The sequence below is a fragment of the Amycolatopsis sp. cmx-11-12 genome (assembly GCF_046269425.1).
GTDB lineage: Bacteria > Actinomycetota > Actinomycetes > Mycobacteriales > Pseudonocardiaceae > Amycolatopsis.
In genome coordinates, this window is record NZ_JADNQM010000002.1 from 145,970 (window position 1) to 171,617 (window position 25,648).

Sequence of the window (25,648 nt, forward strand, 5' to 3'; positions counted from 1 at the left end):
CCTAGGTATACGCACACGGAATGTACCGGGCCGGTAACCGGGGCGCAGCCAGTTGGGAAGATCGTGAGGGGGCTTACGAGGCGGAGGAGACGACGCCCGCGAGCCTGTCGGCGGCGGCCTGCGCGGTGTCGTGCGCGGGGGCTTCGACCATGACGCGGACCAGCTGCTCGGTGCCCGACGGGCGCAGCAGGACGCGGCCCTCTTCGCCGAGTTCGGCCTCGACGGCGCCGACGGCGTCACGGACCGCGGCCGAGACGGCGACCGCCGCCTTGTCCGCCACGGGCACGTTCACCAGGACCTGCGGCAGGCGGTTCATGACGGCGGCGAGGTCGGCGAGCGACTTGCCGGTGGCCGCCATGCGGCTCATCACCCGCAGCGCGGTGAGGAGACCGTCGCCGGTGGTGGCGTACGCGGGAAGGACGACGTGCCCCGACTGCTCGCCACCGAGGGCGAACCCGCTCGCGCGGAGCTCCTCGAGGACGTAGCGGTCGCCGACGGCGGTGGTGACGAGGTTGATGTCGTGCGCGCGCATCGCCAGGTGCAGGCCGAGGTTGCTCATCACGGTCGCGACCAGGGTGTTCTTGGTCAGCTCGCCGGTCTCGGCGAGGGCGAGCGCGAGGACGGCCATGATCTGGTCGCCGTCGATCAGTTCACCCGCGGCGTCGACCGCGACACAGCGGTCGGCGTCGCCGTCGTGCGCGATCCCGAGGTCTGCGGAGTGCTCGACGACGGCCGCGCGCAACGCGTCCGGGTGATTCGACCCACAGTGCTCGTTGATGTTCACGCCGTCCGGGTCGGCGTGGATCGCGATGACCTCGGCGCCTGCCTTGCGGTAGACCTCGGGGGCGGCGAAGGACGACGCGCCGTTGGCGCAGTCGACGACGACGCGCAGGCCCGCGAGCGGGTGCGGGGTGGCGGCCAGCAGGTGCTGGATGTAGCGGTCACCCGCGTCGGGGATGTCCTTGACGCGGCCGACGCCGATACCGGTCGGGCGGGCGACGGGAGCGGCGAGACCGGCCTCGATCTCGTCCTCGATCCCGTCGGGGAGCTTGTGGCCGCCCGCGGCGAAGAGCTTGATGCCGTTGTCGGGCATGGGGTTGTGGGAGGCGGAGATCATCACGCCGAGGTCGGCTTCGAGCGCGCCGACCAGGTAGGCGACGGCGGGCGTCGGGAGGACGCCGAGACGGAGCACGTCGGCACCGGCGGACGTGAGACCCGCCACGACGGCGGCCTCGAGCATCTCGCCGCTGGCCCGCGGGTCACGGCCGACGACCGCGACCGGACGGTGCGAACGGTCGTGGGCGGCCAGCACGCGGGCCGCGCTGGCGGCGAGCGAGAGCGCCAGCTCCGGGGTCAGCTCCTCGTTGGCGAGGCCACGTACGCCGTCGGTACCGAATAGACGAGCCATCTGTCGACCTCCTTGAGAAACCACCACGACAACCTAGCGAGCCCCGAAAAAGTGCGTTTAGCGGGCTAAACGTGAAACGGGTGGGGCGCATGGGGCAGGTGGGACCACGGGGAAACGGGACCGAAAGACCCCGGAAACACGGAAGCGCCCATCCGAGAGACGGATGGGCGCTTCCGCGGGTTGCGCCAGAGGCGCGATCAGCGCTTGCTGTACTGCGGAGCCTTACGGGCCTTCTTGAGGCCGTACTTCTTCCGCTCCGTGGCGCGAGCGTCACGGGTCAGGAAGCCGGCCTTCTTCAGGGCCGGGCGGTCGTCGGCGTCGACCTCGACGAGCGCACGGGCGATCGCGAGGCGGAGCGCACCGGCCTGGCCCGAGATCCCGCCACCGTGCAGGTTGGCGAAGATGTCGAACGAGTCGGGCTTGTCGACCGTCACCAGCGGCTCACGGATGAGCTGCTGGTGCACCTTGTTCGGGAAGTACTCTTCGAGCGTGCGGCCGTTGAGCTTGAACTCACCGGTACCGGGGACGACGCGGACCCGGACGACGGCTTCCTTGCGGCGGCCGACGGTCTGGGCGTTGCCACCGGCGGCACGCGACGGGCGCGGGCTGGCCGGGGTCTCGCTGGTCGCGACGGCGTCGCCGACAGCGGGGGTCTCCGTGGTCGCGACGGCCTCAACGGCCTCGGTCGCGGTCTCCTCGGTGCTGGTCACAGACTGTTCCTCACTCACTGCGCGACCTGCGCGATCTTGGTGATCTCGCGCGCCTGCGGCTGCTGCGCGGCGTGCGGGTGCTCAGGGCCTGCGTAGACCTTGAGCTTCTTCCCCTGTGCGCGGCCGAGCTTGTTCTTCGGGAGCATGCCCTTGACGACCTTCTCGAGCAGGTGCTCGGGCTTGGTGTCGAGCAGTTCGCCGAAGGAGCGCTTCCGCAGACCGCCGGGGTAACCGCTGTGCCGGTACGCGAACTTCTGCTCGCGCTTGTTTCCGGTGAGCGCAACCTTCTCGGCGTTGACGATGATGACGAAGTCACCGGTGTCCACGTGCGGGGCGTAGGTCGGCTTGTGCTTGCCGCGCAGCAGCGTGGCGACCTCGGTCGCGAGCCGGCCGAGCACGACATCCTCGGCGTCGATCACGTGCCAGGCACGAGTGACGTCGCCGGGCTTGGGGCTGTACGTGGGCAAGGGTCTACCTCGTCGTCAACATTGCGTGTGGGTTCTGTGCGGGCCTAGCGCTTACGCGCCGCAGCGCACAACGACATATGAAGATACCCCCACGCCCGACCCTACTGCGAAGCGGGGGTCGGTCCGGGGTCCCATACTAGGACCGGCGCCCGGCGGGCGCCTCGCAACTGTACCCCGCCGGTGTGGCGGAACCGCCCACGGCATCGTCCTTCGCGAGGGAGGATGAGACGATCCGGACGCGCACCGCGCGCGGGGACTCGATTCAGGGGAACGGCGATGAACAAACGGCCAACGACCATCTTGTGCGTACTGGGCGCCGTGCTGGCGCTCACCACCGCCTGCGGCCAGGCCCGGGCGGGCACCGCCGTGCCGAAGGGCGACGACGCGGCGACCTACGTCGGCACGAAGTTCGAAGCGGCGATGAACAAGCTGCAGGACACCATCGGCGACCAGCGTGACGTCACCAGCGAATCGGGCGCCTACTTCCGCTTCGACGAGAAGTACGTCCGCAGCACGATCTCCTCGGCCCGCACCGGTTCCCCGGAAGGCCGGGTCAGCCGTCAGCGCTCGCAGAAGAACCCGGACGACAGCATCGACTGGTACACCCCGGCCGAAGGGGCCGTCGAGTACGTGTACCTCGGGCCCGTCTACAAGAGCCTCGCCCCGACAGCGTGGGTTTCGATGCCGAAGTCGGAGGCCGGGCTGACCATTCCCTGCGCGTGGGTCGGGATCATCACCGCCTGCAAGATGGCCGACGCGATCGCCGTGTCCTACAACGCGGACAAGAAGATCGTGAAGGGCGCCAAGAGCCTTCCGGACAAGCGGATCGAACTGACCGCCGACGTCCCGTTCGGGAAGTTCATCGAGCGGCGGGTGGAGATCCTGCCGCCGTCGATCAGCGGTGCGATCACGGAAGAGATGAAGAAGGCCCCGGTTCCGACGACCGTCTCCCTCAACCCGGACGGGACGCTGAACCAGATCGTGATGGACGCCAAGATCGAGGGTGGCGGGCACAAGATCGAGCTGCGCTACGACTTCCGGTTCACCGGCAAGGCGACCACGCAGGACCTGCCGAAGCTGCCGGACGCCTCGCAGATCACCGTGCTGCCGGACAAAGCGGCCAAAGACGACTTCAACCGCCGGTTCAACGAGTTGAAAGGCGTCTGAGGCATGACCGAGCCACAGCAACCACAACAGCCGCAGCAACCGCAGCAGTGGTGGCAGCCGCCGGCGAATCCCGGGAACCAGCAGCAGGGCTGGCAGCAGGAAGGGCAGGCCACCGGACCGCATTCCGGGCAGTGGCAGCAGAACGACCCCAGCGCCGCGAGCACCGGCTCGTACACGGGACAGTGGCAGCAGCAGCCCGGCGTCACCGGCTCGTTTTCCGGGCCCTGGCAGCAAACCGGCGCTCCGGCATCGGGTACGGCGTGGCAGCAGCAACCGCAGCAGCCCGCGCCGCAGCAGAATTGGCAGGCACCGCAACAGATTCCGGGCACTCCCCCGCAGGGACAGTACGGCGGAGGGTTCCAGCCCGCGCAGTCCTCCAACTACGGCGGACTCGGCGCTTTCGGTGCACAGCCGGAAAAGAAGCCGAAGGTTTCGAAGAAGACGTTGCTGATCGGCGGAATCGCCGCGGCCGTCGTGGTCGCGGGCGGCGTCGGGGCCTGGCTGCTCGGCGCGTTCGCGGGTGACAGTCTCGACCAGAAGTCGGTCCAGGACGGGGTCACCCGTGTGCTGAGCGAGCATTACGGGGAGCCGGACGTGAAGAACGTGGAATGCCCTTCCGGCCAACCGGTGGTGAACGGCACCACGTTCGACTGCTCGATCGATCTTTCGGGACAGCAGAAGAAGGTCACCGTCCGGGTGCTGAACACCACACCGGAATTCGAGGTCGGCGCACCGCACTGACGCACCGCACGCCGAAAGCCGCGACGGCCAACGCTGTCGCGGCTTTTTCTTGCACACAAACGAAACGGCGGGCTCGGCATCCGAAGATGCCTGCCCGCCGTTGCTCGTTCGGAGCGTGAGACTCAGAACAGGCCGGTGACGCCCTGCTCCGTGCTCTGGTAACCGTCGGCCAGCTGCGGCAGCACGCCGGCGACCTGCGCGAGAAGCTGCTTGAGCTCCTCGAACTTGTTGTCCCACTCCTGCTGAGCGGCCATGTACGCGGTCTTCGCGTCACCGTCCCAGGTGTTGACCAGCGGAGCGAGGTCGCTCTTGAGCTGTCCGAACAGGCCCTCCAGCTCACCGCCGGTGTTCTTGCAGTCGTCGGCCGCCGCGTGGATCGTGGCGTAATCGACCTTCATCTCGCCCATGGGTTCCTCCAGTGATTAAGAAAAGCTTGGATGGTGATCAGGTGGAACAGTGGATCAGCCGAGGACGCCGAAGCCCTTGTTGACCGAGTTGATCAGTTCCTGCTGCTGCTGCTCGGAAGCGTTGTACTTCGAGCCGGCCTGCTCGAGCAGGTCACCGATGTTCTGGAGAGCCTGGTTGAGACCGCGGCCCGCCTCGTCGAAGCGCTTCATCACGTTGTTGAACGCGAGCGCCGCGTCGCCGGTCCAGCCCGCGCGGGTGGCCTCGATGTTGTCGCGAAGCTTGCTCAGGTTCTGGTCCATCGAAACGCGAACCTCGGTCACGCGCTTCTCGGACTGAGTGAACTGCTCAACTGTCCCGGTAAATCCGCCAGCCATGGGAGCTACCCCCTTCGTTCGTGGTTTATCCGTACTCGGTGAAGTTCGTTTGGTACGGACCTACGACGGAGACACTGCCACGTCTGGTTCCCTCTTGTCGCTCGTTGGTTTCAAGTAGTTGCTTGCGTTAACGCTCCTGGCGGGAACCGAACCCGGGAACCCAGCGTGCGCGCTGCGATTCACGGGGAGAAAAGGGCTTTCACCACGTGACTTAGCAAGTGCACAGGGGTCGGTCAATCGCCGCGGCCCATGATTCGCGACTGCGAAAAGTCCTCGTCGTCGTCACCCACACGTGGCCGTCTGGCCGCCGGTTTTGGCCGAAAGGGAACCAAGTCCGCCGCCGAGGGCAAAGCGGGAACCGGGAGACCGGCCCCCGTGCGGAACCGTTTCGCGGCGTTCCGGACGACGGCGGGCGTCGGCGCGGTCTCGCCGCCCGCGAGCCGTCCCTTGCCGAATTGCTTCGCCAGTTCCGCGTTCTCACCGCGACGGCGTTCGTACCGCGCTTTGGCCGTGCGGGCGACCTGCCGGGCATAAGTGACCGCGTCGCGCCCTGTGCGCGCGAAATGCTCGGCGGCGGTCTCGGGTTCGGGTGGCATCTGCCTCCCCCTTCAGTTGACGACCGCCATCGTTTTGACGACCTGCTCGCAGGCCGCGCTCACCCGCTGCTCGAGCGGTGAGCCGGTGCCGTACTGGCAACCGATGTGGACGCGGATCTTTCCTTGCGCGACGACGTACCAGTCGACGCGTGCGCTCGGCTTGGTCTCGCGGTAATAGATGATGGTTTTACCGGCGTAGTTCGCGGAACCGTTGAAGCCGCTGTATTTCGCCGGCGCGGCCTCCGCCTCGCGGCCGAGTTCGTCGACGAGTTTCTGTCTGTCGGCCGTCGCGTCGTAGTTCATCACGTACTCCTGGGCGACCACGAGATCGTCCCCGGTGAGGGAGTCGTTCGGATGGATCACCACCTGCCGCTTGGCGACGCGGTCGTCGGTCTGCATCCAGTCCATCGGCGCGATGAAGCGGTAGTCGTACTGGGCGAGCGTCCGGCCCTCCGGCACGTCCTCCCCGCTGTTGACCGCGAAGAGGACGCCACCGACGACGGCCGCCACGACCACGACGGCCGCGGCGATGATCCAGGGCGTCTTCTTGCCCTTGCCGCCTCGCTCGGCCGGTTTGGTGTCCCGGGAGGGCTCGCCCGGCCGCCAGGGCGGCGGTGTGGCGATCCCCTGCCGCGGCGCGTTTAGCGGGCTAAACGCGCTCTGCGGCGGCGTGGGCGGGGCGGGCTGGCGGGGGAACTGGGGGCGTTGGGGGTCGGGGCGCCGGTCGGCGGGGGCGGGCGCGGGCGCGCCGACGCGGGAGACCGCGGAGCCCGCCAGCGAGCCCGTGCGGTCCGGGTCGATCAGTACCGCGCGCAGGGCGCCGCGGGCGACCACGGTCTCCGGCTGGTCCAAGGTCGTGGGCACGACACCGGTCCGCTCGTGCACAAGCCGCGACACCATCGGGATCCGGCTCGACCCGCCAACGAGGAAGATCGCCGTCAGCTGCTTCGGCCGCAGCCCGGAATCGCCGATCGCGGCCACGGTCAGCTCGACGGCGCGCCCGAGCGGGCCCGTGATGAGCCGCTCGAGGTCCTCCCGGGTCACGTGGGCGTCGGCGAACGGCGGCGGCATCGGGACGTCGGTGTACGCGTGCCGGGACAGTGTCTCCTTCGCGCCACGCACGTCCTGCCGCAGAACCCGGCGGCGCCGCCGGTCGGTGAGTTCGCGGCCCTCGACCAGCTTCCGCCATTCCGGCGGATCCACGGACGACACCAGCGAACCCACGTGCTCCAGGAGCGCCTGATCGACGTCCGCGCCCCCGAAGCTCGGATCCCCCCGGGTGGCCAGCACCTGGAACCCGGCGCGTTTAGCGGGCAAACTGCGATCCGCCGGACTGCCGGGCATCCGCTGGACCACGGAGACGTCGACGGTGCCACCGCCGAGGTCGAGCACCGCGAGGGCGTCCCCCGGTCTGCCGCTGAACTCGACGGTGCGCTCGGAATTGAGCTCGGCCGGGGCGAACGTCGCGGCATGATAGACCGCCGCGGCCACCGGCTCCGGGACGAGGGCGACCTGACGCGCGAGACCACCCGCGGCCTGCCGGAGCAGGCGGGTCCGGGTCGCGCCCCAATCGGCGGGATGGGTCAAGACGAGCAGCTCGACCTCGGCGTCACCGGCGAGCCGTCGCGCCTCGGTCACCGCGCGCTTCAGCACGGCGTGGACGACGTCGGTCACGCGGAGGACGTTGTCGCCCAGCAGCAGGTCGCCTTCGTCGATCCGGCGCTTCGGGTTCGGCTCGTAGCGCGACGGATCCACCGCCGCCTGCCGTTCCGCCTCCTGGCCGACGAACAGCGTCCCGTCCGGCGCGGCGTACACCGCCGACGACATCAGGGGCTGCCCGTCCACCACGACGACCTGCGGTTCGCGGCCGTTGATCGAAGCGACTACGCAGGTGCTCGATGTCCCGAAGTCCACCGCTACCCGCACAGTCACAAGCCACTCCCGCAGATCGTCGTCGTCACCCCTCGCCCAGCCGGGACCTCACCTGGTTCAGCGGGAGGTCAGTCCGGCTGGATCCACGAGACCTGCATGAGCTGCTTGCCGTGCTTCCGGGTCACGAGGTTGCCTCGGCCCGGCGGCATCTGGCTCGGCTTCACGTTGGCGACGAGGTTGCCCTCGTCCCGCGAGCCGTTCATGACCATACCGGGCGCCGCGATCTCCCTGAGCTTGCCGAGGATCGGGTCGAACATCGCCCGGCTCGCGCCACCACTGCGGCGCACCACGATGACGTGCAGGCCGACGTCCTTCGCCTGTGCGAGGAACTCGGCGAGCGGCTTCAGCGGGTTGCTCGTCTGCGTGGCGACCAGGTCGTAGTCGTCGACGATGATGAACAGCTCCGGACCGGTCCACCAGGACCGGGTCTTCAGCTGCTCCTGCGTCACGTCCGGACCAGGGAGCCGCCGGGTCATCGACCCGTGGACGTCCTTGACCATGCTGTCCAGCTGCGCGGCGGACACCGCGTAGCCGAGCAGCTGGTCGCCGCCGACGAAACCGAGCATCGTGCGCCGGTAGTCGACGAGGATGACGACCGCTTCCTGCGTCGTGTACCGCTCGGTGATGCCCCGGGTGATCTGCCGCAACAGGTTCGTCTTGCCCGACTCCCCGTCCGCGAAGGCGTAGAAGTGCGAGTCGGCCGCGAAGTCGAGGTAGATCGGCTGGAGGTCTTCCTCGTTGACACCGATCGGCACCAGCTTCGTGTTGCGCTTGGTGTCGATGCTGAGCACCTCGTCGTAGGTGACCATCTCGGGCAGCAGGCGGACCTGCGGCGCCGGGCGGCCACGCCACGCGCCCTTGATCTTCGCCACCGCGTCGGCGACACCGGCGGCGACGTCGTCGGGGTTGCTCGATCCGTCGATACGCGGAAGACCGGTCAGCAGGTGCAGCTTGTCCCTGGTCAGACCGCGGCCGGGGCGGCCTGCCGGGACGTTCACCGCGACCCGGCGGTCGATGTCGGACTCGCTCGGGTCACCGAGGCGGAGCTCGAACCGGGTGCCGATCATGTCCTTGATCGCCGGGCGGATGTCCGCCCACCGGTTCGCCGCGATGATGACGTGCACGCCGTAGGAAAGACCCTGGGTGGCGAGTTTGGTGATCGAGACCTCGAGCTCGTCGAAGTCGTCCCGCAGTGCTTTCCAGTTGTCGACGATCAGGAAGGCGTCACCGAAGGCGTCTTCCTCGGGCTTGATCTCGCCGCGCCGCTTGCGGTTGCGGAACTCGTTCATCGAGTCGATGCCCATGGCACCGAACCGGCCTTCCCGGTCGGTGAGCAGGGTGGTCAGCTCGGCCACGATCCGGCGGGCCTTGTCCGGCTCCCGTCGGGCGACGGCGACACCACCGACGTGCGGCAGGCCCTGGAGACCGGCCAACGTACCGCCACCGAGGTCGAGCGCGTAGAACTGCGCTTCCTCGGGGGTGTGGGTCAGCGACATGGACATGATCAGCGTCCGGAGCATGGTGGACTTGCCCGACTGCGGCCCGCCGACGATCACACCGTGCCCCGCGGCACCGGAGAAGTCGGCCCACAGCAGGTCACGACGCTGCTCGTACGGGCGGTCGACGATGCCCATCGGCACCTGCAACCGTCCGTTGCCGAAGAACCCGACCGGGGACAGACCGCGGTCGTCGGTGGGGTTCAGGTTCGGCAGCAGCGTGTCGAGCGAGTTCGGTTCCTTCAGCGGCGGCAGCCACACCTCGTGCGCCGGCGGTCCCTGCCCGATCAGCCTGGACACGATCACGTCGAGCTCACTGGGCTCGACGGCCTCCTCCGGTTTGGCCTGTTCGACCGGCGCGGCCTCGATCTGTTCCGGCTCCGGCTCCTTCGGCAGTTCGACGAAGTCCGGGACGAACAGCTGCGGGCGCTTGTCCGCGCGGACCACGGTCGCGGCCGGGCCCGCCGCCTTGATGCCCGCGGGCCGGTACGGGCCCGAGACGTACGAGGCCTTGAAGCGGACCAGCGTCGAAGTGTCGTACTTCAGGTAGCCGCCACCGGGCACGGACGGCAGCTCGAACGCGTCGGGCACGCCGATCGCGGCACGGGATTCCGCGGCGGAGAAGGTCTTCAAGCCGATGCGGTAGGAAAGGTGCGAGTCGAGACCGCGCAGCTTGCCCTCTTCCAGCCGCTGCGACGCGAGGAGCATGTGCATCTGCAGCGACCGGCCCAGCCGTCCGATGGCGACGAACAGGTCGATGAAGTCCGGCTTCGCGGCCAGCAGCTCGGAGAACTCGTCACAGACGATGAAGAGCGCGGGCAGCGGGTCGAGGTCGGCGCCGTTCTCGCGCGCTTTCTCGTACTCCCAGACGTTCTTGAAGTTACCGCCGTTCTTCAGCGCTTCCTGGCGCCGGTTCATCTCGCCGGCCAGCGCGTCCTTCATGCGGTCGACCAGCGTGACCTCGTCCGCGAGGTTGGTGATGACCGCGGAAACGTGCGGTGCGGCGTCCAACCCCATGAACGTCGCACCACCCTTGAAGTCGACGAGGACGAAGTTGAGCGTGCTCGACGAGTGCGTGGCGAGCATGCCCAGCACCAGGGTGCGGAGGAACTCGGACTTACCGGAACCGGTCGCCCCGATGCACAGGCCGTGCGGGCCCATGCCCTCCATCGCGGCTTCCTTGATGTCCAGCTCGACCGGCTGGCCGTACTCGCCGACGCCGAACGGGACGCGGTAGCGGTCCCGCACCGGGCGCGGGCGCCAGGCCTGCTGGACGTCGAAGGTCATCGGGTCGCCGGGGATGCCCAGCAGTTCGAGCAGACCGGGGTTGGACAGCAGCGGCTCTTCCTCGGCGGCGTCCTGCGCGGCGGTGCCGACGCGGTACGGGGCGAGGAGTCGTGCCAGCGCTTCGGCCTCGACCACGCTGAGCGTGTCCGGACGGCCGAACCACTCGACGCCGCCGGCGCTGCGCGCGCCGAGGCGGTCTTCCTCGACGACCAGACGCAGACCGCGACGGGCCGCGAGGTTGCCGATGGAGTCGGAAAGGTCGATCAGGGTGACGCCGACCAGACCCTCTTCGAGGATGATCTGCTCCTCGCGGGTGACCTCGGCGTCGTCGACGATGATGACGACGTGCGGCTGGTCCGGCGCGGGCGTCGCGTTGCGGGAGAACCGTTGGCGGTCACGGAGTTCTTCGTCGAGCCACTCCTCGATCTGTGCGAGGGAGCCCGCCATCATCCGCAGCTGGCCGATGCCGTCGGCGAGCGCCGGGTGCTGGGCGTGCGGCAGCCACTTCGCCCACTCCCACTCCTCCTTGGCGCGGCCCGCCGTCGCGACCGCGATGAGGACGTCGTCGGGGCTGTGGAAAGTGAGCAGCTGGGCCAGCATCGCCCGGGTGAGGCCGCGGGTCAGGCCGCGGTCGCCCTGCATGCTGACCGCGGCGAACCCGCGGAGGGTGATCTGGGTCGGCAGGTCCGGGACGATCGAGTGCGCGCGCACGAACCGGCGCAGGGCCAGCGTCGCGATCGGCTCCAGTTCGTCGACCGGACCGGTCTGCGGCGGCACGAGCCGCGTCGCGAGGCGGTGCGAGCTGCGGCCGACGCGGAGGTGGAGGAAGTCCTGGTCGTTCTGGCGGCGTTCCCACATGCGGCGGCTCGCGGCCAGCGACCACAGCGTCTGCGGGTCGGGGTGGACCCACTCGAGCGCGGCGCGCTGGTCGACCATGGCCTCGCGGGCCCTGTCGCGCATCTGGCCGAGGTAACGCAGGTAGTCCTTGCGGTCCTCGTCCATCTCGGCTTTCTTGGCGCCGCCGCCCTTGCCCGCGCCGCCGGCCATCATGCCGACGGTGCTGAGCACCATCATGCCGCCCATCATCATCATCATGGGGTTGCGTCCACCCGTGGTGAACATGAAGACCATCATCCCGATGGAGGCGACGATCATCACCGCGGGAAGCAGCTTCATGACGATGTTGCCCGGGATGGTGCGCGGCACCTCAGGCGGCGGTTCGAGATGCACCTCGCCGCCCGGCGGGCGCGGTGCCGCCAGGCGCGGTGACTTCTTGAACTGCAGCGTGCTCATCGAAGGACCCCTCTTCAAACTCGACGATGGCGGCCACCGTTGGTGCGCGTACGGGTGCGCGAAACAACCTATCGAACGTGGCCGGTGAAATCCGGACAACGCCGAGAACGGCCCCGACCGGGGCCGTACGCATGCCGGGAGTGTAGGGCTCCGGACCGACAACCCCCAACGAACCCGCAGGCCTCCGGCCGAGCGCGGCGACTTTAGCGGGCTAAGTGCGATCCGTCGGCTGTGGGACCTCCCGGATGCTTAGGACCGCTAAGCGTCACAGTTTGCCCGCTAAAGTCGCCGCGTTCGGTTGCCGCGGAAGGGGCCGCGGAGGGTGCTTGCCTACTTTTGCCGGTCTTTTTCCGACAGTCGATGATGTGGGCACCCGGGTTCGGTATAGGTTCCCCGGGGACCAGACTCTCAGGGCAGGGGGAAGGCAGTGGCAACGGGCACGACGGTATTCAGCAGGGTGACGGTGGTCGCGCCACGCACCCGGATCGACGTGGCTTTGCCGGCTGACGTCGCGGTGGCGGACCTGCTGCCCATGCTGTTGGAAATGGCGAAAGAGGCGACGCCGGACGGCGGCGCCCGCCACGGCGGCTGGGCATTGGCGAAGCTGGGCGACGCGCCTCTCGACCCGAGCCGGACCCTCGCGTCCCTCGGCGTCGTCGACGGCGAACTGCTGCAGCTGCGCAAACGCAACGAGAACCCGCCTCCGCCGCTGTACGACGACGTCGTCGACGCGATCGCCGAGTCGTCCCCGGACAGCTTCCGTCCGTGGACCAAGGAGACGGCGCGTCGCTTCGGGCACATCGCGGGCGGCCTGGCGCTGTTCTTCGCGGCTCTCGCGCTCTTCACCAGCGGGTCGTTCTACGGCGGCAACGCACTCGCCGCCGCGATCGCCGGCGGTGTCGGCGCGATCGCGTGCGTCGCGATCGGCGCGACGCTGGCCAAGGCCTACAAAGCCGAGGCGACCGGCGTCCTGATCGCCGCGACGGGCGGCCTGTCGCTGGCCTTCGTCAGCGGGTTCTACATCGTGCCGGGGCTGTCCCTGTGGGCGAACCTGCTGCTCGCGAGTGCCCTCGTGATCATCGTGGCGGCGGTCTGCATCCTCGTCATCGGGCACGGGATCACCACCTTCATCGCGGCCGCGACGACGGCCACGATCTCGGCGCTGACGTTCCTGGCCGCGACGCTCATCGACACTCCGATCGCCGGTGTCGCCGCCGGCGCGGTCGCGTTCTCGCTGGCCTGCATCTCGATCCTGCCGCGCGCGACGATCAAGCTCGCGGCCCTCCCGACACCGCACGTTCCCGGCAGCGCCGAAGAACTCAAGGAAGACTCGGGCTTCCCGGACTATCGCGCCATCGAGCGTCGCACCGCGGTCGCCCACGAGTACATGACGGGTCTGTTGACCGGTTGCGGCGCGGCGACGGCCTTGTTCGCGATCATCGCCTCGACGTCCCCGTCTGTCTTCGGCCCGATCCTCGGCGTGATCGCCACGCTGGTCCTGCTCCTGCGGGCGCGGGCGTACGCGAACGGCGCGCAGGCCATCGCGCTGCTGACCACCGGAATGGTGTCGGGCGCGGGCATCCTGCTCGGCTGGATGTGGTCGGCGAGCCCGCTGAACCGCGTCCTGTTCGTGTTCGGCGCGCTGCTGCTGATCGGCGCCGGCGCGCTCGTGGTCGGCGTGATCTTCCCGAACCAGCGCTTCTCGCCGCCGCTGCGGAGGACCGTGGAGATCTTCGAGGCCGTCTTCATCGCGACGGTGCTCCCGCTGGCGCTCGGCGTCATGGATCTCTACACGACGCTGCGCCACCTCAATTTCAAGTGACGACCCGATCGGATGATGCTCTGATGGCTGTAGCGCGGAAGTCCAGGGGGACGCGCGTCCGCCACCTCGGCCTCGCCGGACGTACCGGGACGGTGCTGCTGGCGGCCGGTATCGGTGTTCTCTCGCCCGCGTCGGTGGCACTTCCCGCGTGGGCGCAGCAGAGCAGCGTCCCGGCGGACGCCGGTGGCTACTACGCGACCCCGCCTCCGGTGGACACGTCCAAGAAACCGGCGGACGAAGGCAAGCCGGACAAGAACTACGAGCAGAAGACGCAGTGCGTGCAGCGCAGCAAGCTCGGCGGCGACCAGGTCGACATCAAGAACCGACCGTGGGGCCAGGAGTACCTGCAGATCGAAAAGGTGCACCAGCTGATGCGCGGCGCCACCGGTTCGGTCGGCAAGGACATCAAGGTCGCCGTGATCGACACCGGCGTCACCGCGCACCCGTACTTCGGCGGCCGTGTCGAATCGGGTGGCGACTACGTCGCGACTCCCAACGGCGGCAAGGCACCGGGGCTCGAGGACTGCGACGGCCACGGCACCGAGGTGGCGGGGATCATCGCCGCGAACCCGCCCGACGCGAGTATCGGGTTCCGGGGAGTCGCGCCGGACGCCACCATCCTGTCGATCCGGCAGTCCAGCCAGAATTACGAAGAGGCGGAGAAAAAGGAACCGCCGCCCAACACGGCATCCAACTCCGCTCCGCCTGCTTCGTCGAACAATCCGGGTTCGCAGCTTCCGCCGTCCTCACAGGGGAACGGCGCCGTCGGCGGCGCGGCGGACGGGACAGCGCCCGGTCAGGACAAGGGCGGACGGCAGCAGGAACAGGGCAAGACCGCTGGGACGCTGAAGACACTCGCGCAGGCCGTGGTCCGGGCCGTCGACAAGGGTGCCAAGGTGATCAACATGTCGGTCGACAACTGTCGTCCGGCCACCGGCGGCATCACCGAACCCGAGCAGCGACTTCAAGCTGCGGTGAACTACGCCGTGGGGCGCGACGTGGTCGTCGTCGCGGCGGCGGGCAACGTCGGGGACAAATGCCTGCAGAACGACCAGCCGGACCCCAAGTCCCCCAAGATGATCGTCACGCCGCCGTGGTTCGCCGACGACGTCCTGTCCGTCGCGGCGATCGACGACACCGGCGGTGTCGCGGGGTTCAGCGTCAACGGGCCGTGGGTCAGCGTCGCCGCACCGGGCACCAAGATCATTTCGCTGGACCCGGCGGAAGGGTCGAGCAGCCTGGCCAACCTGACCATCGAGGGCAACGGGGAACCCGGCGCCATCCAGGGGACCAGCTTCGCCGCGCCGTACGTCGCCGGCGTGGCCGCTCTCGTGCGCGCGAAGTTCCAGGGCCTGAGCGCGCGTGAAGTGATGAACCGGATCAAGGCGACGGCGCAGCACCCCGCGGCGCCGGGTGGGCGGGACAACTTCGTCGGCTTCGGGGTCATCGATCCCATCGCGGCGCTGACGGCGATCGTGCCGTCGGAGGCGGACAAGGCCAAACCGGTTCAGCTGCCCGGGGATCTGCCGCCCGCGAACGACCGCGATCCCGCCCCGATGATCGTCGCGCTCGCCGGAACCGGCGGGGGCCTGGTGGCGCTGCTCGTCACGCTGTTCGTGGTGCACTCGGTCCGCCGCAACCGGCCGACCACCTCACCAGGCCGCAAGACCCCGTAGGCCGAGCGACTTTAGCGGGCAAAGTGCGATCTGCCCTGGACTCGCCCCCGCGCCGTCCGGATCGCACTTTGCCCGCTAAAGTCGCTCGGCCCGTGAGGGCACCTACTTGGCGGGCTTGGGCTTCGGAGGGGGTTTCGCCGGGCTGTCGTCCTCGCCGATCACGGGCGGGACGACCTGGCCGGGCTCGCCGACCACATCGGACGGCTTCGAGGCGGGCCGCGTCTTCGACTGGTGAGCCGTCCCGCCTCCCCCGCCCATGCCCATCCCCATCGGCGCCATCCCCATCGGCATCATCGCCGATCCGGCCCCCGCGCCACCCGGTCCAGGAGCCGGAGCGGCCTGCACGGGCGCGACCTCGGGGATCGGCGCCTGCCCTTGCTCGATCGGAGGATCCTGCGATCCGGTCTGCCTGCCTTCGGCAGCGGACGGCGACGTCGACTGTTCCTCGGTCGCGGCACCGGAATCCGGTTCAGCGGCGTCCTTCTCCGCGGCCGGCGCACCCGCCGCCGCGGAGTCGTCGTGGAGCTTGAACTCGTCCTGCGGGTACCGGTGAGCGATCTCGATGCTCCGCGAAACAGCATCAGGATCGTCGACCCCGTCACAAAGCCTCACAAAGCCCTCGAGGACGTCGCGCCCGGCTTCGAACAGCGCCTTGGCCGACTCCTGCGCCTCCTCCAGCTGAGTTCGCGCCCGCCGGACGCCACCGACCGGCAGCATCGCGGTCTCGGAGGTCAGTTCGGCCGTGTCGACTAGAATCTCGACGAGGTCGGTCAGGATGCGACGGATCGACAACACCAGCTCGTCGAGCGAACCCGCCAGCGTGTTCAGGGCGTCTTCGACGTCGGAGCCCGCGATGTTGATGTCCCCGATGTACGCGACGAACGCATCGGCGTCCTTGCCGGACCACCCGGCGTCGAGACGGCCGAGGTCCTCCGACAGTTCCTTCGACACGGTGGCCGCGGTCATCGCCGCTTTCCGGAGCCGGTCCGCTTCGTTCTTCAGGTCCTCCCAGCGCCCTGCCAGCGGGGTCAGGTAGGCCTCGACCGGATCGATCAGCCCCAGATGACCGGACAGCTCCGAAACGAAGGCGAGATGCGGCTCCGCGGCCCCAATGAGGTCCTCACCTCCCGAGCCGGGCGCGTTTAGCGGGCTAAACGCGCCCGGCGCCGCCACGGGAGCGGCAGGGCGCGCGGACGCCATCGGGTGCGGGATGGAATCGGTCGGGTTCTCCGACTCGGCGATCATGCGGTTCAGAGCTCCACGGCGTGCTTGATCATCTGGGCGGCCTCGTCGTCGTGCCCGGCGTGCCGCGCGGTCACCGTGTGCAGGGCCTCCGACGCCGACCGCAGCGCGGCCGCGCCTTCCACCAGCTGGCGCCGGATGGCCTCGGCCGCGCGTCCGTAAGACGTGCCGAGGCCCAGCTCCTCCCCCAGCGTGCCGTGGGATTCGACGGTGAGGCCGTCTCCGGTCACGTCGGCGGCCGCCAGCTCGAGTTCTCCGGCGGCCGCGTCCACCCGCTTCGCGTAGTCACCGACGACGGTGCCGTCGATCTTCAGGCCGGCCACTGCGCCCTCCACTCACCCGACAATGCTTGGGCGTTGAGACGCTCGTACCGCCCCAGGGGTTCCCGCGATCAGTTTCCCGCAGGAGGCTGCTGCCCCTGCGTGGCGACCGATCCAGCCCGGTCGTCGATCGGCACCGTGTCGAACGCGCGAAGCACGTCCTGCGTGTTCAGCGACGCGCCGACCGGCAGGATCCTGACGATCGACTCCGGTGCGGGCACACGCTTGTTGAGCCCGATCGAGTCCGCCGTGACGGCGTCGGGGACGCCGTAACGGATCCCGCGATCGGAGATCAGCTGGATCGGCCCCTTGTCGAAGGTCTCCTTGCCGGTCGCCGACTGGACGACCGCCGCGAAACCGGGCTCCATGAAGAAGCTGTTGATCGGCGCGCCGACCGGGCCGGGAGTACCGATCTTGACCCCGGGCGCGGACCCGTCGGCGTTCCTGCCCTTCGGCAGCTTGTCGTCGACGAACACCGCGGTGTGACCGTCCCTGCTGGTGCCGTCGCCGGCGATGGACCAGCTCAGGCAGGACACCCGGGAACCTTGAGTCGCGTTGAGCACCGTCGGCACGGTCTGCGGGTAGGCGTCGAGCTCGACGAAGCCCGGCTGCCCGGCGACCACCCGCGTGACGTTGCGGATCTTGCCCAGCGGTACGGACATGACCGACGTGCTGCCGTCGTTCTTCCCGGTCTGGACGATGTCCGCGACGGCCGGGGAGACGGACTGGATCCCTTCCCTCGTGATGAGGTGGAAGTCCTTCCGCCCTTCGGCCTGCTCGGTGGAGAAGACGTCGCCGACCTTCATGCCTTCGATTTCGAAGTTGGGGACCTCGCCCTTGCCCGTGACGTCCGGCAGCTTCAGCTCCGGCACCTCGGGGATCGCGTCCAGCAAGCCCTGGGAGATACCGCGAGGCTGGTCGGGCAGCTTCAACGCGGAGAGAACGGCACTGGCGTCAGGCTTGATCTCGGCCTTGACGGCGTTCGCGTTCGGGAGGTTGGGGTTCGCCGCCAGCCGGTAGATCAGGTAGGTCCTGCCGTTGACGCCCTTGGCCAGCAGGGCCTCGTTCTGGCCGAGCTCACGGTTCCCGAGCTGTTTCACACCCGCGTAGACGGTCGTCTCGGTCTTCGTGAGATCCGGCCTCGGCACTGTCGGGTCGTACACGACCTCGTCGCACACACCCCAGTCCGGGGCGACACGCTGGCCTTCCGTCGGCATCAGCTGCGGGCCGTTGGGAATGCCCATGAGCTGACCGCGGGGAATGTTCTTCAGCTGTTCGTCCGAAACGACTGTGGGGTTCTTCACTTCGGAGGCTTGTGCGGGCCCGGCGGGCTTGCCGCCCGCCTGCTGCGCCCCCTGCTTCGACTGCGCGATGATCAGCAGCCGTGCGGAAGCGAGGTTGAAGGTCGGAATCAGTTTCTTCGGGTTCCCCGCCACGACGTACACCGTTCCGGACTGTTCGCCGATGACGATGTTGCCCGCGTCCGGAACGGAGGGCTTCGGGCTCAGCAGTCCCCAGATGACGAAGACCAGGACGCCCAGCGCGGCCAGCACGATGCCCACGATGGTGGCTCGCGTATGCGTGCGCATCGGGTCGTGAAGCATGACGGCGTCGCGACGGACCAGCGCGGATTGCATCCGGCGCAGAACGAACTGATAAGCCTGAACTTGAGACTTAGTAGTCGGTGTTGATGGCATTCTCGACCTACAGTCCTCCCCGTCGCGGTACGGTTCCGCAGGATAGCCGTACGGGGACCGTCTGGTGTGGGGTTTCTACCAACTCCAGCTAGTGTCAAGTTCCTCGGGACCGGCTTTCCGGGTACGTAGCACGCACGAGGGGAAGAGAAAGCGCGGATGTCCGTCACCACTCCTCCACGTCCGCCCGGCCCTCCGGGGTCTCAACCTCCAGGTCGCCCGCCGGGGCCTCCGCCAAGGCCCGGCAGACCAGGTGGTCCTGGTGGCCCGGCCGGCGGCCAGGGAGGCCCCGGTGTTCCTCGTGGACCCGGCGGACCAGGTGGCCCTGGCGGACCGCAGGGCCCGGGCGGTCCAGGAAGGCCTGGGGGCCCCGGCGGACCTGGTGGTCCGGGAGGTCCCGGTGGACCAGGCGGCCCGGGCGGTCCTCCGTCCGGCGGCCCCGGCCCGCAGCCCGATCCCCCGTCCGCCCCCGCGCCGCGGATCGCCGCGCCGGTGAGGCGCCGGACCGGCGGGATCAACCTCGGTCCGCTGCCCGTGGCGAACCTGGTCGTGCTCGAACTCGGGCTCGCGATCGGTCTCGTTCTCCTCGCGATCGACATGAAGCTGAAGTACGTCGCGATCGGCGTGCTCGGGGTCGCGATCATCATCGCGTTCCTGCGTTGGGGCGGCCGCTGGTTCACCCAATGGGCTGGACTCACCATGCGGTACATGGTCCGTTCGCATGATCGCGTGGCGACTCCACTTCCGCCGAGCAGCATCGAGACACTCGCCGCCGAAGAGGACGCCGTCACCGGCCCCGACGACGCCCGGGTGAACCTGCTTCGCCTCGCTGTTCCCGATCTCGTCGTCGCGCACGGTGTCGACCACGAACGCCAGCAGGTCGGCCTCGCGTGGAACGACGGGACCTGGACCGCGGTCCTGCTCGTCGAGCCCGCGCCGGCGCTGATCACCCAGGCCGGTGGCGCGCCGAGCCTGCCGCTGTCCGCGCTCGCGCCGTGTTTGGAAGACCGCGGCGTGGTCCTCGACTCGATCCAGATGATCTGGCACTGCTACCCGGGCAGCGCGTCCCTCCCGTCGGACTCGCCCGCGCTCAGCTCCTACATGGAGGTGCTCGGCCCGCTTCCCGCGGCCGCGCGGCGGACGACGTGGGTCGCCATCCGGCTCGACCCGCGCCGGTGCCCGGCCGCCATCCGCGAACGCGGCGGCGGCGTCGTCGGTGCCCATCGCGCGCTGATCGGCGCGCTGTCGCGAGTCCGCAACGCCTTGGAATCGCAGGGCGTGCCGACCCGGCCACTCGACCCTGACGAGCTGCTGCGGTCCAGCATCTCGGCCGCGGAACTGACCGCGGTCGCCGGTTCGCCCGCGAAAGTCGGCCTGCAGGAGCGCTGGACCGGCGTCACCGCGGCCGGCATCGGACACGCGAGCTACGCGATCACCAGCTGGCCCAAGGGCAAGATCAGCAGCAGCCTGAACGCGCTGACCAGTGTCCGCGCGCTGTCGGCGACAGTGGCGATGTCGATCTCGCCGTCGGCCGATGAGGGCAAGATCGGCCTGCGGGGCATCGTGCGCCTGAGCGCGCGGAACCCGCGTGAACTGGACGCGGCCGACCAGCGGCTGCAGGGCGTCTCGGACCGGCTGGGTGTGGCGCTGACGCCGTTGCGCGGCCTGCAGATCTCCGGGTTCTCCGCGACTTTGCCGATCGGAGGCACGGCATGAGCACCCGTATGCGTGACGCCGGCCAGAACGCCGGTGTCGCCCCGGAATTCACCGTCGACCCAGCGATGCTCGACGCGATCAGCCCGTCCGGCGACCGAGGCGGGATCGTCCTCGGCTCCGGGCTCAAGGGTGAGCCGCTGACGATCTCCGCGCTGCGCTCGACACCGACCCGGATCGTGCTCGTCGGTGGTCTGTACCTGGCTCGCCAGGTGGCGCTGCGGGCGATGGCCGTCGGAGCGTGGGTCGTCGTGGCGACCGGGCGACCGGCCGCGTGGCAGGTTCTTCCTCAGGCGGCGGGCAATCAGCCGAACGGCAGGCCGTCGCCGCTGGTGCAGATCCGGCGGCTGTCGCCGGTGGACCTGCCGCGTCCGTCCGAGGACGCGCCGCTGCTGGTGGTGACCGACGGTGGCCCGACACCGCAGGACCTGTTCCCGCCGCGGTCGCCGTGGCAGACGACGGTCTACGTGCTGCCCTATCTGCATCCGCAGGCCGGGGCGACCGCGAACGCGGCCGACCTGGTGCTGATGCAGCGGCTCCCGCCAGGGCAGGCCGAACTGGCCGCGCGGATCTGGCGGCTCCCGCCGCAGATGATGAAGCAGCTCACGACGTTGAAGGACGACCAGGTCGTCGCCCTCGGCCGGAACCTCTGGCGCCCTCTTCGCCTGGTCACCACCGCGAAAGAGCAACAGCTCCTAGGCCCCGTCCGCCGCGGCGACTAACCCGGCGCGGCGACTAACCCGGCGCGGCGACTAACCCGGCGCGGCGACTTTAGCGGGCTAAGTGTGCTCCGCGGGGGCACTGTCCACATCGGACGGTGCCCCCGTTTTGCGTCCCGTCCCGTTTCACGATTAGGCGGCTAAAGTCGAAGTGGCGTGGGAAGCGGGCCGGGAGGGTGTCCGTCAAGGGGCAATCGTGCGAACTGTGGACAAGCCGGGGGCTGTGGATAAGTGGCTCCTGAGGGGCCGGTGATGGCCGTGTGGTGTCGGTCTTGTCGATCACCGTGTCGATATGACCAAGCCATTCGATTCATCTCATCTCCCCGACGTCTTCCGCGGCTCCGAGGCACGCAAAGCGGGCCTCATCACGGCGAGCAGACTGCGCGGTTCCAGCGTCCGGAGGCTGTTCCAAGACGTCTACACGCGCGCTGACGTGGAGGTCACGCATGAGCTGCGCTGCCGAGGCGCCGCGTTGCTGGCGCCTCCGGAAGCCGTGCTGACCGGCCGATCGGCCGCGACCGTTCAAGGCGTCGAGCTGGCCAGGCCCCTTGATCCGGTCGAGATGGTCGTTCCGGAGAAATACCGCTTCGGTCCGATCGACGGAATCAAAATTCGGCGTACTGAGATCAGACCCGAGGAATCGGGGCCATGGAACGGCATCCGTATCGCGCGTAAGACCCGGATCGCGCTGGACCTGCTCCTGCGGCTTTCTCCTCGAAAATCCGGATGGGTGCGACGGCTCCGCACCGGCGTGCCGGATCTTGACCAGTTCATGAGAGCCGAGAAGCTGCGCGATCTCCATCTCAACGGGGAGTTCTATGGTCGCCGCAATCGAGGAATCCGCTTGGCCAGGCATGCTTTGCGGCTGTCCGATCCTCGCGCGGAATCACCTCCGGAATCGGAGGTTCGCATCGTGCTGGCCGCCGCCGGCATCGCGGCGACACCTCAGTTCGAGGTCTTCTCTCGAACGGGTCACTTCGTCGCTCGCCTCGACCTGGGAGACGAGGAGTACAAGGTCGCGATCGAATACGACGGACGATGGCACAACACGCCGCAGCAACGAGCCCACGATCGCAAACGCCGAAGACGGGCGGAGGCCGAGGGCTGGCGCTTCGTCATCGTCACCGCGGAAGACCTGGCGACCGATTTCGAAGGCATCGTCGAGGCCGTCTTGCGTGCCCGCCGCGGCGCGGTTAGCCCGCTAACTGTGCCGCGGTCGGGTCAGGAGGGGGTGCGCATGGCGCGCGTTTGATCGGCACGGGCGGCGAGTTCCGTGTCCGGCGGGTAGTCGACGGCCATCAGCGTCAAGCCGTGTGCGGGAGCGACAGCGCTGTCGCGCGTGCGGCTCTCCAGGACGTCGCCGGGCCAACCCAGCGCACGACGGCCGTCGCCGACCAGAAGCAGCGCTCCGACCAGGCTGCGCACCATTGAGTGGCAGAAGGCGTCGGCGGAGACGCCGACCTCGACAGTGTGTGGTCCGGTCCGCCGCCAAACGAGCCGCTGCAACTCGCGAATTGTCGTGCTTCCTTCGCGCTGCTTGCAGAAGGCCGCGAAATCCTGAAGTCCCAAGAGGGACGCCGACGCGTCGTTCATCGCGTCGATCGAGAGCGGCCGTCCCCAGGCCAACGTGTCATGACGCCGCAAGGGATCCACGCCCCACGGCGCGTCAGAGACGCGGTAACGATAATGCCGTCGCACAGCGGAGAACCGCGCGTCGAACCCCGGTGCGGCCACGCGAGCACCCAGCACCCGCACGTCACCCGGCAGGTACCGATTCCAGCGGTGACACATCCGCCCCAGGTCGGGAATGCCCTGCTCGTCCAGTTCAAGGCGACCGGATCGCGTTTTGCCCGCTAAAGGCGACACGTCGACGTGGACCACCTGGCCGGCCGCGTGCACACCGGCATCGGTGCGGCCGGCGACGACGACGGACTTCGGGACCGAGGCTCCTGGAGGCTGCTTCGCGAGCGCCTCCTCAAGGAGTCCCTGAACGGTGCGCCGCCCGGGCTGCCGCGCCCAGCCGGAGAAATCGGTGCCGTCGTAGGAGACATCCAGACGCAGACGAACGAGCCCGCCCTCCGCAGTGGGAGTGGCGGGCTCGTCCGGGGTGTTCGGTGCCGTCAGGACGTCAGTCCTTCTTGCTGTCCGCGTCCGCGGCGGGGGCCTCAGCGGCCTCGTCGGCGGCGGGAGCCTCGGTGGCCTCCGGAGCCTCAGCGGCGGCCGTGTCGGCTACCTCAGGGGCCTCGGTGGTCTCCTCGGCGGCCGGTGCGGCAGCCTTCGGCTCGTCCTTGGCGAACTTCGTCTTGCGCGCGGCCTCGGCCTCGGCGGTGACGGTCTTCTCGGCCACCAGTTCGATGACCGCCATGGGGGCGTTGTCGCCCTTGCGCGCCATCGTCTTGGTGATCCGGGTGTAGCCACCCGGACGCTCCGCGAAGAACGGACCGATCTCGGCGATCAGCTTGTGCACGACGTCCTTGTCGCGCACGATGCGCTGGATCTGACGACGGTTGTGCAGGTCGCCCCGCTTCGCCTTCGTGATCAGCTTTTCGGCCAGCGGGCGCACCCGCCGGGCCTTCGCCTCGGTCGTCGTGATCTTGCCGTGCTCGAACAGCTGAGTGGCCAGGTTGGCCAGGATCAGCCGCTCGTGCGCGGGCGACCCGCCGAGACGGGGTCCCTTTGTGGGGGTGGGCATCGGTTCTCCTCGTTCAGCTCACAGCTGGAGGCCGGGGCTCCCCCACCCCTACCGGTGAGGGAGCCGAAGCTGGCCTTACAGCTGCTCCGTCTCTGCGTAGTCCTGGCCATCGTCGTGGCCATTGTCCGAAATTCCGTCCGTGATGCTGTCGACGCCCTCGGACCAGCCTTCACCGTCGTAGCTTGCCGCGGCCGCGGTCGGGTCGAACCCGGGCGGGCTGTCCTTCAGCGCGAGGCCGAGACCGACGAGCTTGAGCTTGACCTCGTCGATCGACTTCGCACCGAAGTTGCGGATGTCCAGCAGGTCGGCCTCGCTGCGCGAGACCAGTTCGCCGACGGTGTGGATGCCCTCGCGCTTGAGGCAGTTGTAAGACCGGACGGTGAGGTCCAGGTCCTCGATCGGCATCGCGTAGGCGGCGATGGTGTCCGCCTCCTGCGGCGACGGGCCGATCTCGATGCCCTCGGCGTCGACGTTCAGCTCGCGCGCGAGACCGAACAGCTCCACCAGCGTCTTACCGGCCGACGCGACAGCGTCCCGCGGCGTGATCGACGGCTTCGTCTCCACGTCCAGGATCAGCTTGTCGAAGTCGGTTCGCTGCTCGACACGGGTCGCCTCGACCTTGTAGGTCACCTTCAGCACCGGGGAGTAGATGGAGTCGACCGGGATCCGGCCGATCTCCGCGCCCGCCTGCTTGTTCTGCAGGGCCGGAACGTAACCGCGGCCGCGCTCGACGACGAGCTCGATCTCGAGCTTGCCCTTGCCGTTCAGCGACGCGATGTGCAGATCCGGGTTGTGCACGGTGACACCGGCCGGAGGCACGATGTCGGCAGCGGTGACCTCACCGGGGCCCTGCTTGCGCAGGTACATGGTGACCGGCTCGTCCTCTTCCGAGGAGACCACGAGCTCCTTGAGGTTCAGGATAATGTCGGTGACATCTTCCTTCACCCCGGGAACGGTGGTGAACTCGTGCAGCACGCCGTCGATGCGGATGCTCGTCACGGCCGCGCCAGGAATGGACGACAGCAGCGTGCGCCGCAGCGAGTTGCCGAGCGTGTAGCCGAAGCCGGGCTCCAGCGGTTCGATGGTGAACCGGGAGCGGGTCTCGTTGACCGTCTCTTCGCCGAGAGCCGGCCGCTGGGAAATCAGCATCTTTCCTAATTCCTTTCCAAACGGCGCCCGCCATATGACACCGAAAGGGATGGCGAAACGGCGGCGCACTCCGGGCGCCGCCGCCCGTGCCCACACCGGGCCGGGGAAGCCCCGGCCCGGTGGTGGATCACTTCGAGTAGAGCTCGACGATCAGCTGTTCCTGGACCGGAACATCGATCTGAGCGCGCTCCGGGAGCTGGTGGACCAGCACACGGAGATTGGACGGAACAACCTGGAGCCACGCGGGAATCGGACGCTCGCCGAACGACTCCTTGGCAGCGACGAAGGGCAGCATCGCGAACGACTTCGGCCGCACGTCGATGATGTCCCACTTGCTGACCTGGTACGAGGGCACGTTGACCTTGACGCCGTTGACCACGAAGTGACCGTGGCTCACCAGCTGCCGCGCCTGACGGCGGGTGCGGGCGATACCGGCGCGGTAGATCACGTTGTCCAGACGGGACTCGAGGATCTGCAGCAGGTTCTCACCGGTCTTACCCGGACGCCGGACGGCTTCCTTGTAGTACCGGACGAACTGACGCTCGAGAACGCCGTAGGTGTAGCGAGCCTTCTGCTTCTCCTGCGACTGCAGGAGGTACTCGGACTCCTTGATGCGCCCGCGGCCGTGCTGGCCCGGCGGGTAGGGGCGACGCTCGAAAGCTTGGTCGCCGCCGATGAGGTCAACCTTGAGGCGACGCGAAATACGCGTCGCGGGGCCGGTGTAACGAGCCATTTCTTCTTA

Annotated in this window: 23 protein-coding genes; 8 read left to right on the top strand and 15 right to left on the bottom strand. The window is 68.8% G+C overall.

Annotated features, from left to right (window positions below; all coding sequences use genetic code 11):
• Positions 1-73: 73 nt before the first annotated feature.
• The 3 genes from glmM to rplM form a co-directional block, all read right to left on the bottom strand.
• Positions 74-1,408, bottom strand: coding sequence for a phosphoglucosamine mutase (gene glmM / locus ACLARN_RS03060; protein ID WP_409489768.1), 1,335 nt, complete (start codon positions 1,406-1,408; stop codon positions 74-76).
• 197 nt (positions 1,409-1,605) lie between these two features.
• Positions 1,606-2,118, bottom strand: coding sequence for a 30S ribosomal protein S9 (gene rpsI, locus ACLARN_RS03065; RefSeq protein WP_409489769.1), 513 nt, complete (start codon positions 2,116-2,118; stop codon positions 1,606-1,608).
• Between the two features lie 14 nt (positions 2,119-2,132).
• Positions 2,133-2,585: a 50S ribosomal protein L13 gene (gene rplM, locus ACLARN_RS03070; protein ID WP_076163031.1), complete on the bottom strand. Its 453-nt coding sequence runs from the start codon at positions 2,583-2,585 to the stop codon at positions 2,133-2,135.
• Positions 2,586-2,861: 276 nt separating this feature from the next.
• Between rplM and ACLARN_RS03075 the strand changes: the two genes are divergently transcribed.
• Both ACLARN_RS03075 and ACLARN_RS03080 read left to right on the top strand, forming a co-directional pair.
• On the top strand, positions 2,862-3,752 hold the full coding sequence (locus ACLARN_RS03075; protein ID WP_409489770.1) for a hypothetical protein: 891 nt from the start codon (positions 2,862-2,864) through the stop codon (positions 3,750-3,752).
• Between the two features lie 3 nt (positions 3,753-3,755).
• The gene (locus ACLARN_RS03080; protein ID WP_409489771.1) at positions 3,756-4,493 is read left to right on the top strand and encodes a DUF4333 domain-containing protein; all 738 of its coding nucleotides are present in this window, start codon (positions 3,756-3,758) and stop codon (positions 4,491-4,493) included.
• Between the two features lie 122 nt (positions 4,494-4,615).
• On the opposite strand, the gene ACLARN_RS03085 is transcribed toward ACLARN_RS03080, so the two are convergent.
• From ACLARN_RS03085 to eccCa, 5 genes are all read right to left on the bottom strand, one after another.
• Positions 4,616-4,900 (bottom strand): WXG100 family type VII secretion target, encoded by a 285-nt coding sequence (locus ACLARN_RS03085; protein WP_409489772.1) that lies wholly within the window; start codon positions 4,898-4,900, stop codon positions 4,616-4,618.
• Positions 4,901-4,954: 54 nt separating this feature from the next.
• Positions 4,955-5,275, bottom strand: a complete 321-nt coding sequence (locus tag ACLARN_RS03090; RefSeq protein WP_409489773.1) for a WXG100 family type VII secretion target — start codon at positions 5,273-5,275, stop codon at positions 4,955-4,957.
• A 233-nt stretch (positions 5,276-5,508) separates the two neighbouring features.
• The gene (locus ACLARN_RS03095) at positions 5,509-5,871 is read right to left on the bottom strand and encodes a hypothetical protein (RefSeq protein WP_409489774.1); all 363 of its coding nucleotides are present in this window, start codon (positions 5,869-5,871) and stop codon (positions 5,509-5,511) included.
• A gap of 12 nt (positions 5,872-5,883) precedes the next feature.
• Entirely contained in the window at positions 5,884-7,803 is a 1,920-nt protein-coding gene (locus ACLARN_RS03100) for a type VII secretion-associated protein (RefSeq protein WP_409489775.1), read from the bottom strand.
• Positions 7,804-7,871: 68 nt separating this feature from the next.
• Entirely contained in the window at positions 7,872-11,879 is a 4,008-nt protein-coding gene (gene eccCa, locus ACLARN_RS03105) for a type VII secretion protein EccCa (protein ID WP_409489776.1), read from the bottom strand.
• A 457-nt stretch (positions 11,880-12,336) separates the two neighbouring features.
• Between eccCa and eccD the strand changes: the two genes are divergently transcribed.
• Together eccD and ACLARN_RS03115 are read left to right on the top strand one after the other, a co-directional pair.
• The gene (gene eccD / locus ACLARN_RS03110) at positions 12,337-13,701 is read left to right on the top strand and encodes a type VII secretion integral membrane protein EccD (RefSeq protein ID WP_409490005.1); all 1,365 of its coding nucleotides are present in this window, start codon (positions 12,337-12,339) and stop codon (positions 13,699-13,701) included.
• A 23-nt stretch (positions 13,702-13,724) separates the two neighbouring features.
• Complete coding sequence (locus tag ACLARN_RS03115) at positions 13,725-15,377, top strand: S8 family serine peptidase (RefSeq protein ID WP_409489777.1); 1,653 nt, start codon at positions 13,725-13,727, stop codon at positions 15,375-15,377.
• A 102-nt stretch (positions 15,378-15,479) separates the two neighbouring features.
• Here the strand turns inward: ACLARN_RS03115 and ACLARN_RS03120 are convergent, their stop codons facing one another.
• From ACLARN_RS03120 to eccB, 3 genes are all read right to left on the bottom strand, one after another.
• Positions 15,480-16,622 carry a WXG100 family type VII secretion target gene (locus ACLARN_RS03120; protein ID WP_409489778.1) on the bottom strand — a complete coding sequence of 381 codons (1,143 nt, stop codon included), beginning with the start codon at positions 16,620-16,622 and terminating at the stop codon, positions 15,480-15,482.
• A 5-nt stretch (positions 16,623-16,627) separates the two neighbouring features.
• Positions 16,628-16,942 carry a hypothetical protein gene (locus tag ACLARN_RS03125; protein ID WP_409489779.1) on the bottom strand — a complete coding sequence of 105 codons (315 nt, stop codon included), beginning with the start codon at positions 16,940-16,942 and terminating at the stop codon, positions 16,628-16,630.
• A 68-nt stretch (positions 16,943-17,010) separates the two neighbouring features.
• Positions 17,011-18,636, bottom strand: a complete 1,626-nt coding sequence (gene eccB, locus ACLARN_RS03130; protein WP_409489780.1) for a type VII secretion protein EccB — start codon at positions 18,634-18,636, stop codon at positions 17,011-17,013.
• A 259-nt stretch (positions 18,637-18,895) separates the two neighbouring features.
• Here eccB and ACLARN_RS03135 point away from each other — a divergent pair, with 259 nt between their 5' ends.
• The 4 genes from ACLARN_RS03135 to ACLARN_RS03150 all read left to right on the top strand — a co-directional run bounded on the left by ACLARN_RS03135 (position 18,896) and on the right by ACLARN_RS03150 (position 22,317).
• A complete protein-coding gene (locus tag ACLARN_RS03135; RefSeq protein ID WP_409489781.1) occupies positions 18,896-19,129 on the top strand; it encodes a hypothetical protein in 234 nt (77 codons plus the stop codon).
• Positions 19,130-19,167: 38 nt separating this feature from the next.
• Positions 19,168-20,349, top strand: a complete 1,182-nt coding sequence (gene eccE, locus ACLARN_RS03140; protein ID WP_409490006.1) for a type VII secretion protein EccE — start codon at positions 19,168-19,170, stop codon at positions 20,347-20,349.
• On the top strand, positions 20,346-21,068 hold the full coding sequence (locus ACLARN_RS03145) for a hypothetical protein (RefSeq protein ID WP_101612183.1): 723 nt from the start codon (positions 20,346-20,348) through the stop codon (positions 21,066-21,068). Before eccE ends, ACLARN_RS03145 begins: the two co-directional genes overlap by 4 nt.
• A 289-nt stretch (positions 21,069-21,357) precedes the next feature.
• The gene (locus ACLARN_RS03150) at positions 21,358-22,317 is read left to right on the top strand and encodes an endonuclease domain-containing protein (protein WP_409489782.1); all 960 of its coding nucleotides are present in this window, start codon (positions 21,358-21,360) and stop codon (positions 22,315-22,317) included.
• Here the strand turns inward: ACLARN_RS03150 and truA are convergent.
• The 4 genes from truA to rpsD all read right to left on the bottom strand — a co-directional run bounded on the left by truA (position 22,287) and on the right by rpsD (position 25,639).
• Positions 22,287-23,120 carry a tRNA pseudouridine(38-40) synthase TruA gene (truA, locus tag ACLARN_RS03155; protein ID WP_409490007.1) on the bottom strand — a complete coding sequence of 278 codons (834 nt, stop codon included), beginning with the start codon at positions 23,118-23,120 and terminating at the stop codon, positions 22,287-22,289. The genes ACLARN_RS03150 and truA overlap by 31 nt on opposite strands.
• A gap of 73 nt (positions 23,121-23,193) precedes the next feature.
• Positions 23,194-23,757: a 50S ribosomal protein L17 gene (rplQ, locus tag ACLARN_RS03160; RefSeq protein WP_409489783.1), complete on the bottom strand. Its 564-nt coding sequence runs from the start codon at positions 23,755-23,757 to the stop codon at positions 23,194-23,196.
• 75 nt (positions 23,758-23,832) lie between these two features.
• On the bottom strand, positions 23,833-24,906 hold the full coding sequence (locus tag ACLARN_RS03165; RefSeq protein ID WP_005166811.1) for a DNA-directed RNA polymerase subunit alpha: 1,074 nt from the start codon (positions 24,904-24,906) through the stop codon (positions 23,833-23,835).
• A gap of 127 nt (positions 24,907-25,033) precedes the next feature.
• Positions 25,034-25,639 (bottom strand): 30S ribosomal protein S4, encoded by a 606-nt coding sequence (rpsD, locus tag ACLARN_RS03170; RefSeq protein ID WP_409489784.1) that lies wholly within the window; start codon positions 25,637-25,639, stop codon positions 25,034-25,036.
• Positions 25,640-25,648 lie beyond the last annotated feature (9 nt).

Coding starts and splice junctions, on each gene's coding strand:
- rplQ (WP_409489783.1), bottom strand. CDS start 23,757: ATGCCCACCCCCACAAAGGGACCCCGTCTCGGCGGGTCGCCCGCGCAC.
- ACLARN_RS03165 (WP_005166811.1), bottom strand. CDS start 24,906: ATGCTGATTTCCCAGCGGCCGGCTCTCGGCGAAGAGACGGTCAACGAG.
- ACLARN_RS03150 (WP_409489782.1), top strand. CDS start 21,358: ATGACCAAGCCATTCGATTCATCTCATCTCCCCGACGTCTTCCGCGGC.
- ACLARN_RS03090 (WP_409489773.1), bottom strand. CDS start 5,275: ATGGCTGGCGGATTTACCGGGACAGTTGAGCAGTTCACTCAGTCCGAG.
- ACLARN_RS03120 (WP_409489778.1), bottom strand. CDS start 16,622: ATGATCGCCGAGTCGGAGAACCCGACCGATTCCATCCCGCACCCGATG.
- glmM (WP_409489768.1), bottom strand. CDS start 1,408: ATGGCTCGTCTATTCGGTACCGACGGCGTACGTGGCCTCGCCAACGAG.
- ACLARN_RS03080 (WP_409489771.1), top strand. CDS start 3,756: ATGACCGAGCCACAGCAACCACAACAGCCGCAGCAACCGCAGCAGTGG.
- eccCa (WP_409489776.1), bottom strand. CDS start 11,879: ATGAGCACGCTGCAGTTCAAGAAGTCACCGCGCCTGGCGGCACCGCGC.
- ACLARN_RS03115 (WP_409489777.1), top strand. CDS start 13,725: ATGGCTGTAGCGCGGAAGTCCAGGGGGACGCGCGTCCGCCACCTCGGC.
- eccB (WP_409489780.1), bottom strand. CDS start 18,636: ATGCCATCAACACCGACTACTAAGTCTCAAGTTCAGGCTTATCAGTTC.
- rpsD (WP_409489784.1), bottom strand. CDS start 25,639: ATGGCTCGTTACACCGGCCCCGCGACGCGTATTTCGCGTCGCCTCAAG.
- ACLARN_RS03095 (WP_409489774.1), bottom strand. CDS start 5,871: ATGCCACCCGAACCCGAGACCGCCGCCGAGCATTTCGCGCGCACAGGG.
- ACLARN_RS03075 (WP_409489770.1), top strand. CDS start 2,862: ATGAACAAACGGCCAACGACCATCTTGTGCGTACTGGGCGCCGTGCTG.
- ACLARN_RS03145 (WP_101612183.1), top strand. CDS start 20,346: ATGAGCACCCGTATGCGTGACGCCGGCCAGAACGCCGGTGTCGCCCCG.
- ACLARN_RS03085 (WP_409489772.1), bottom strand. CDS start 4,900: ATGGGCGAGATGAAGGTCGATTACGCCACGATCCACGCGGCGGCCGAC.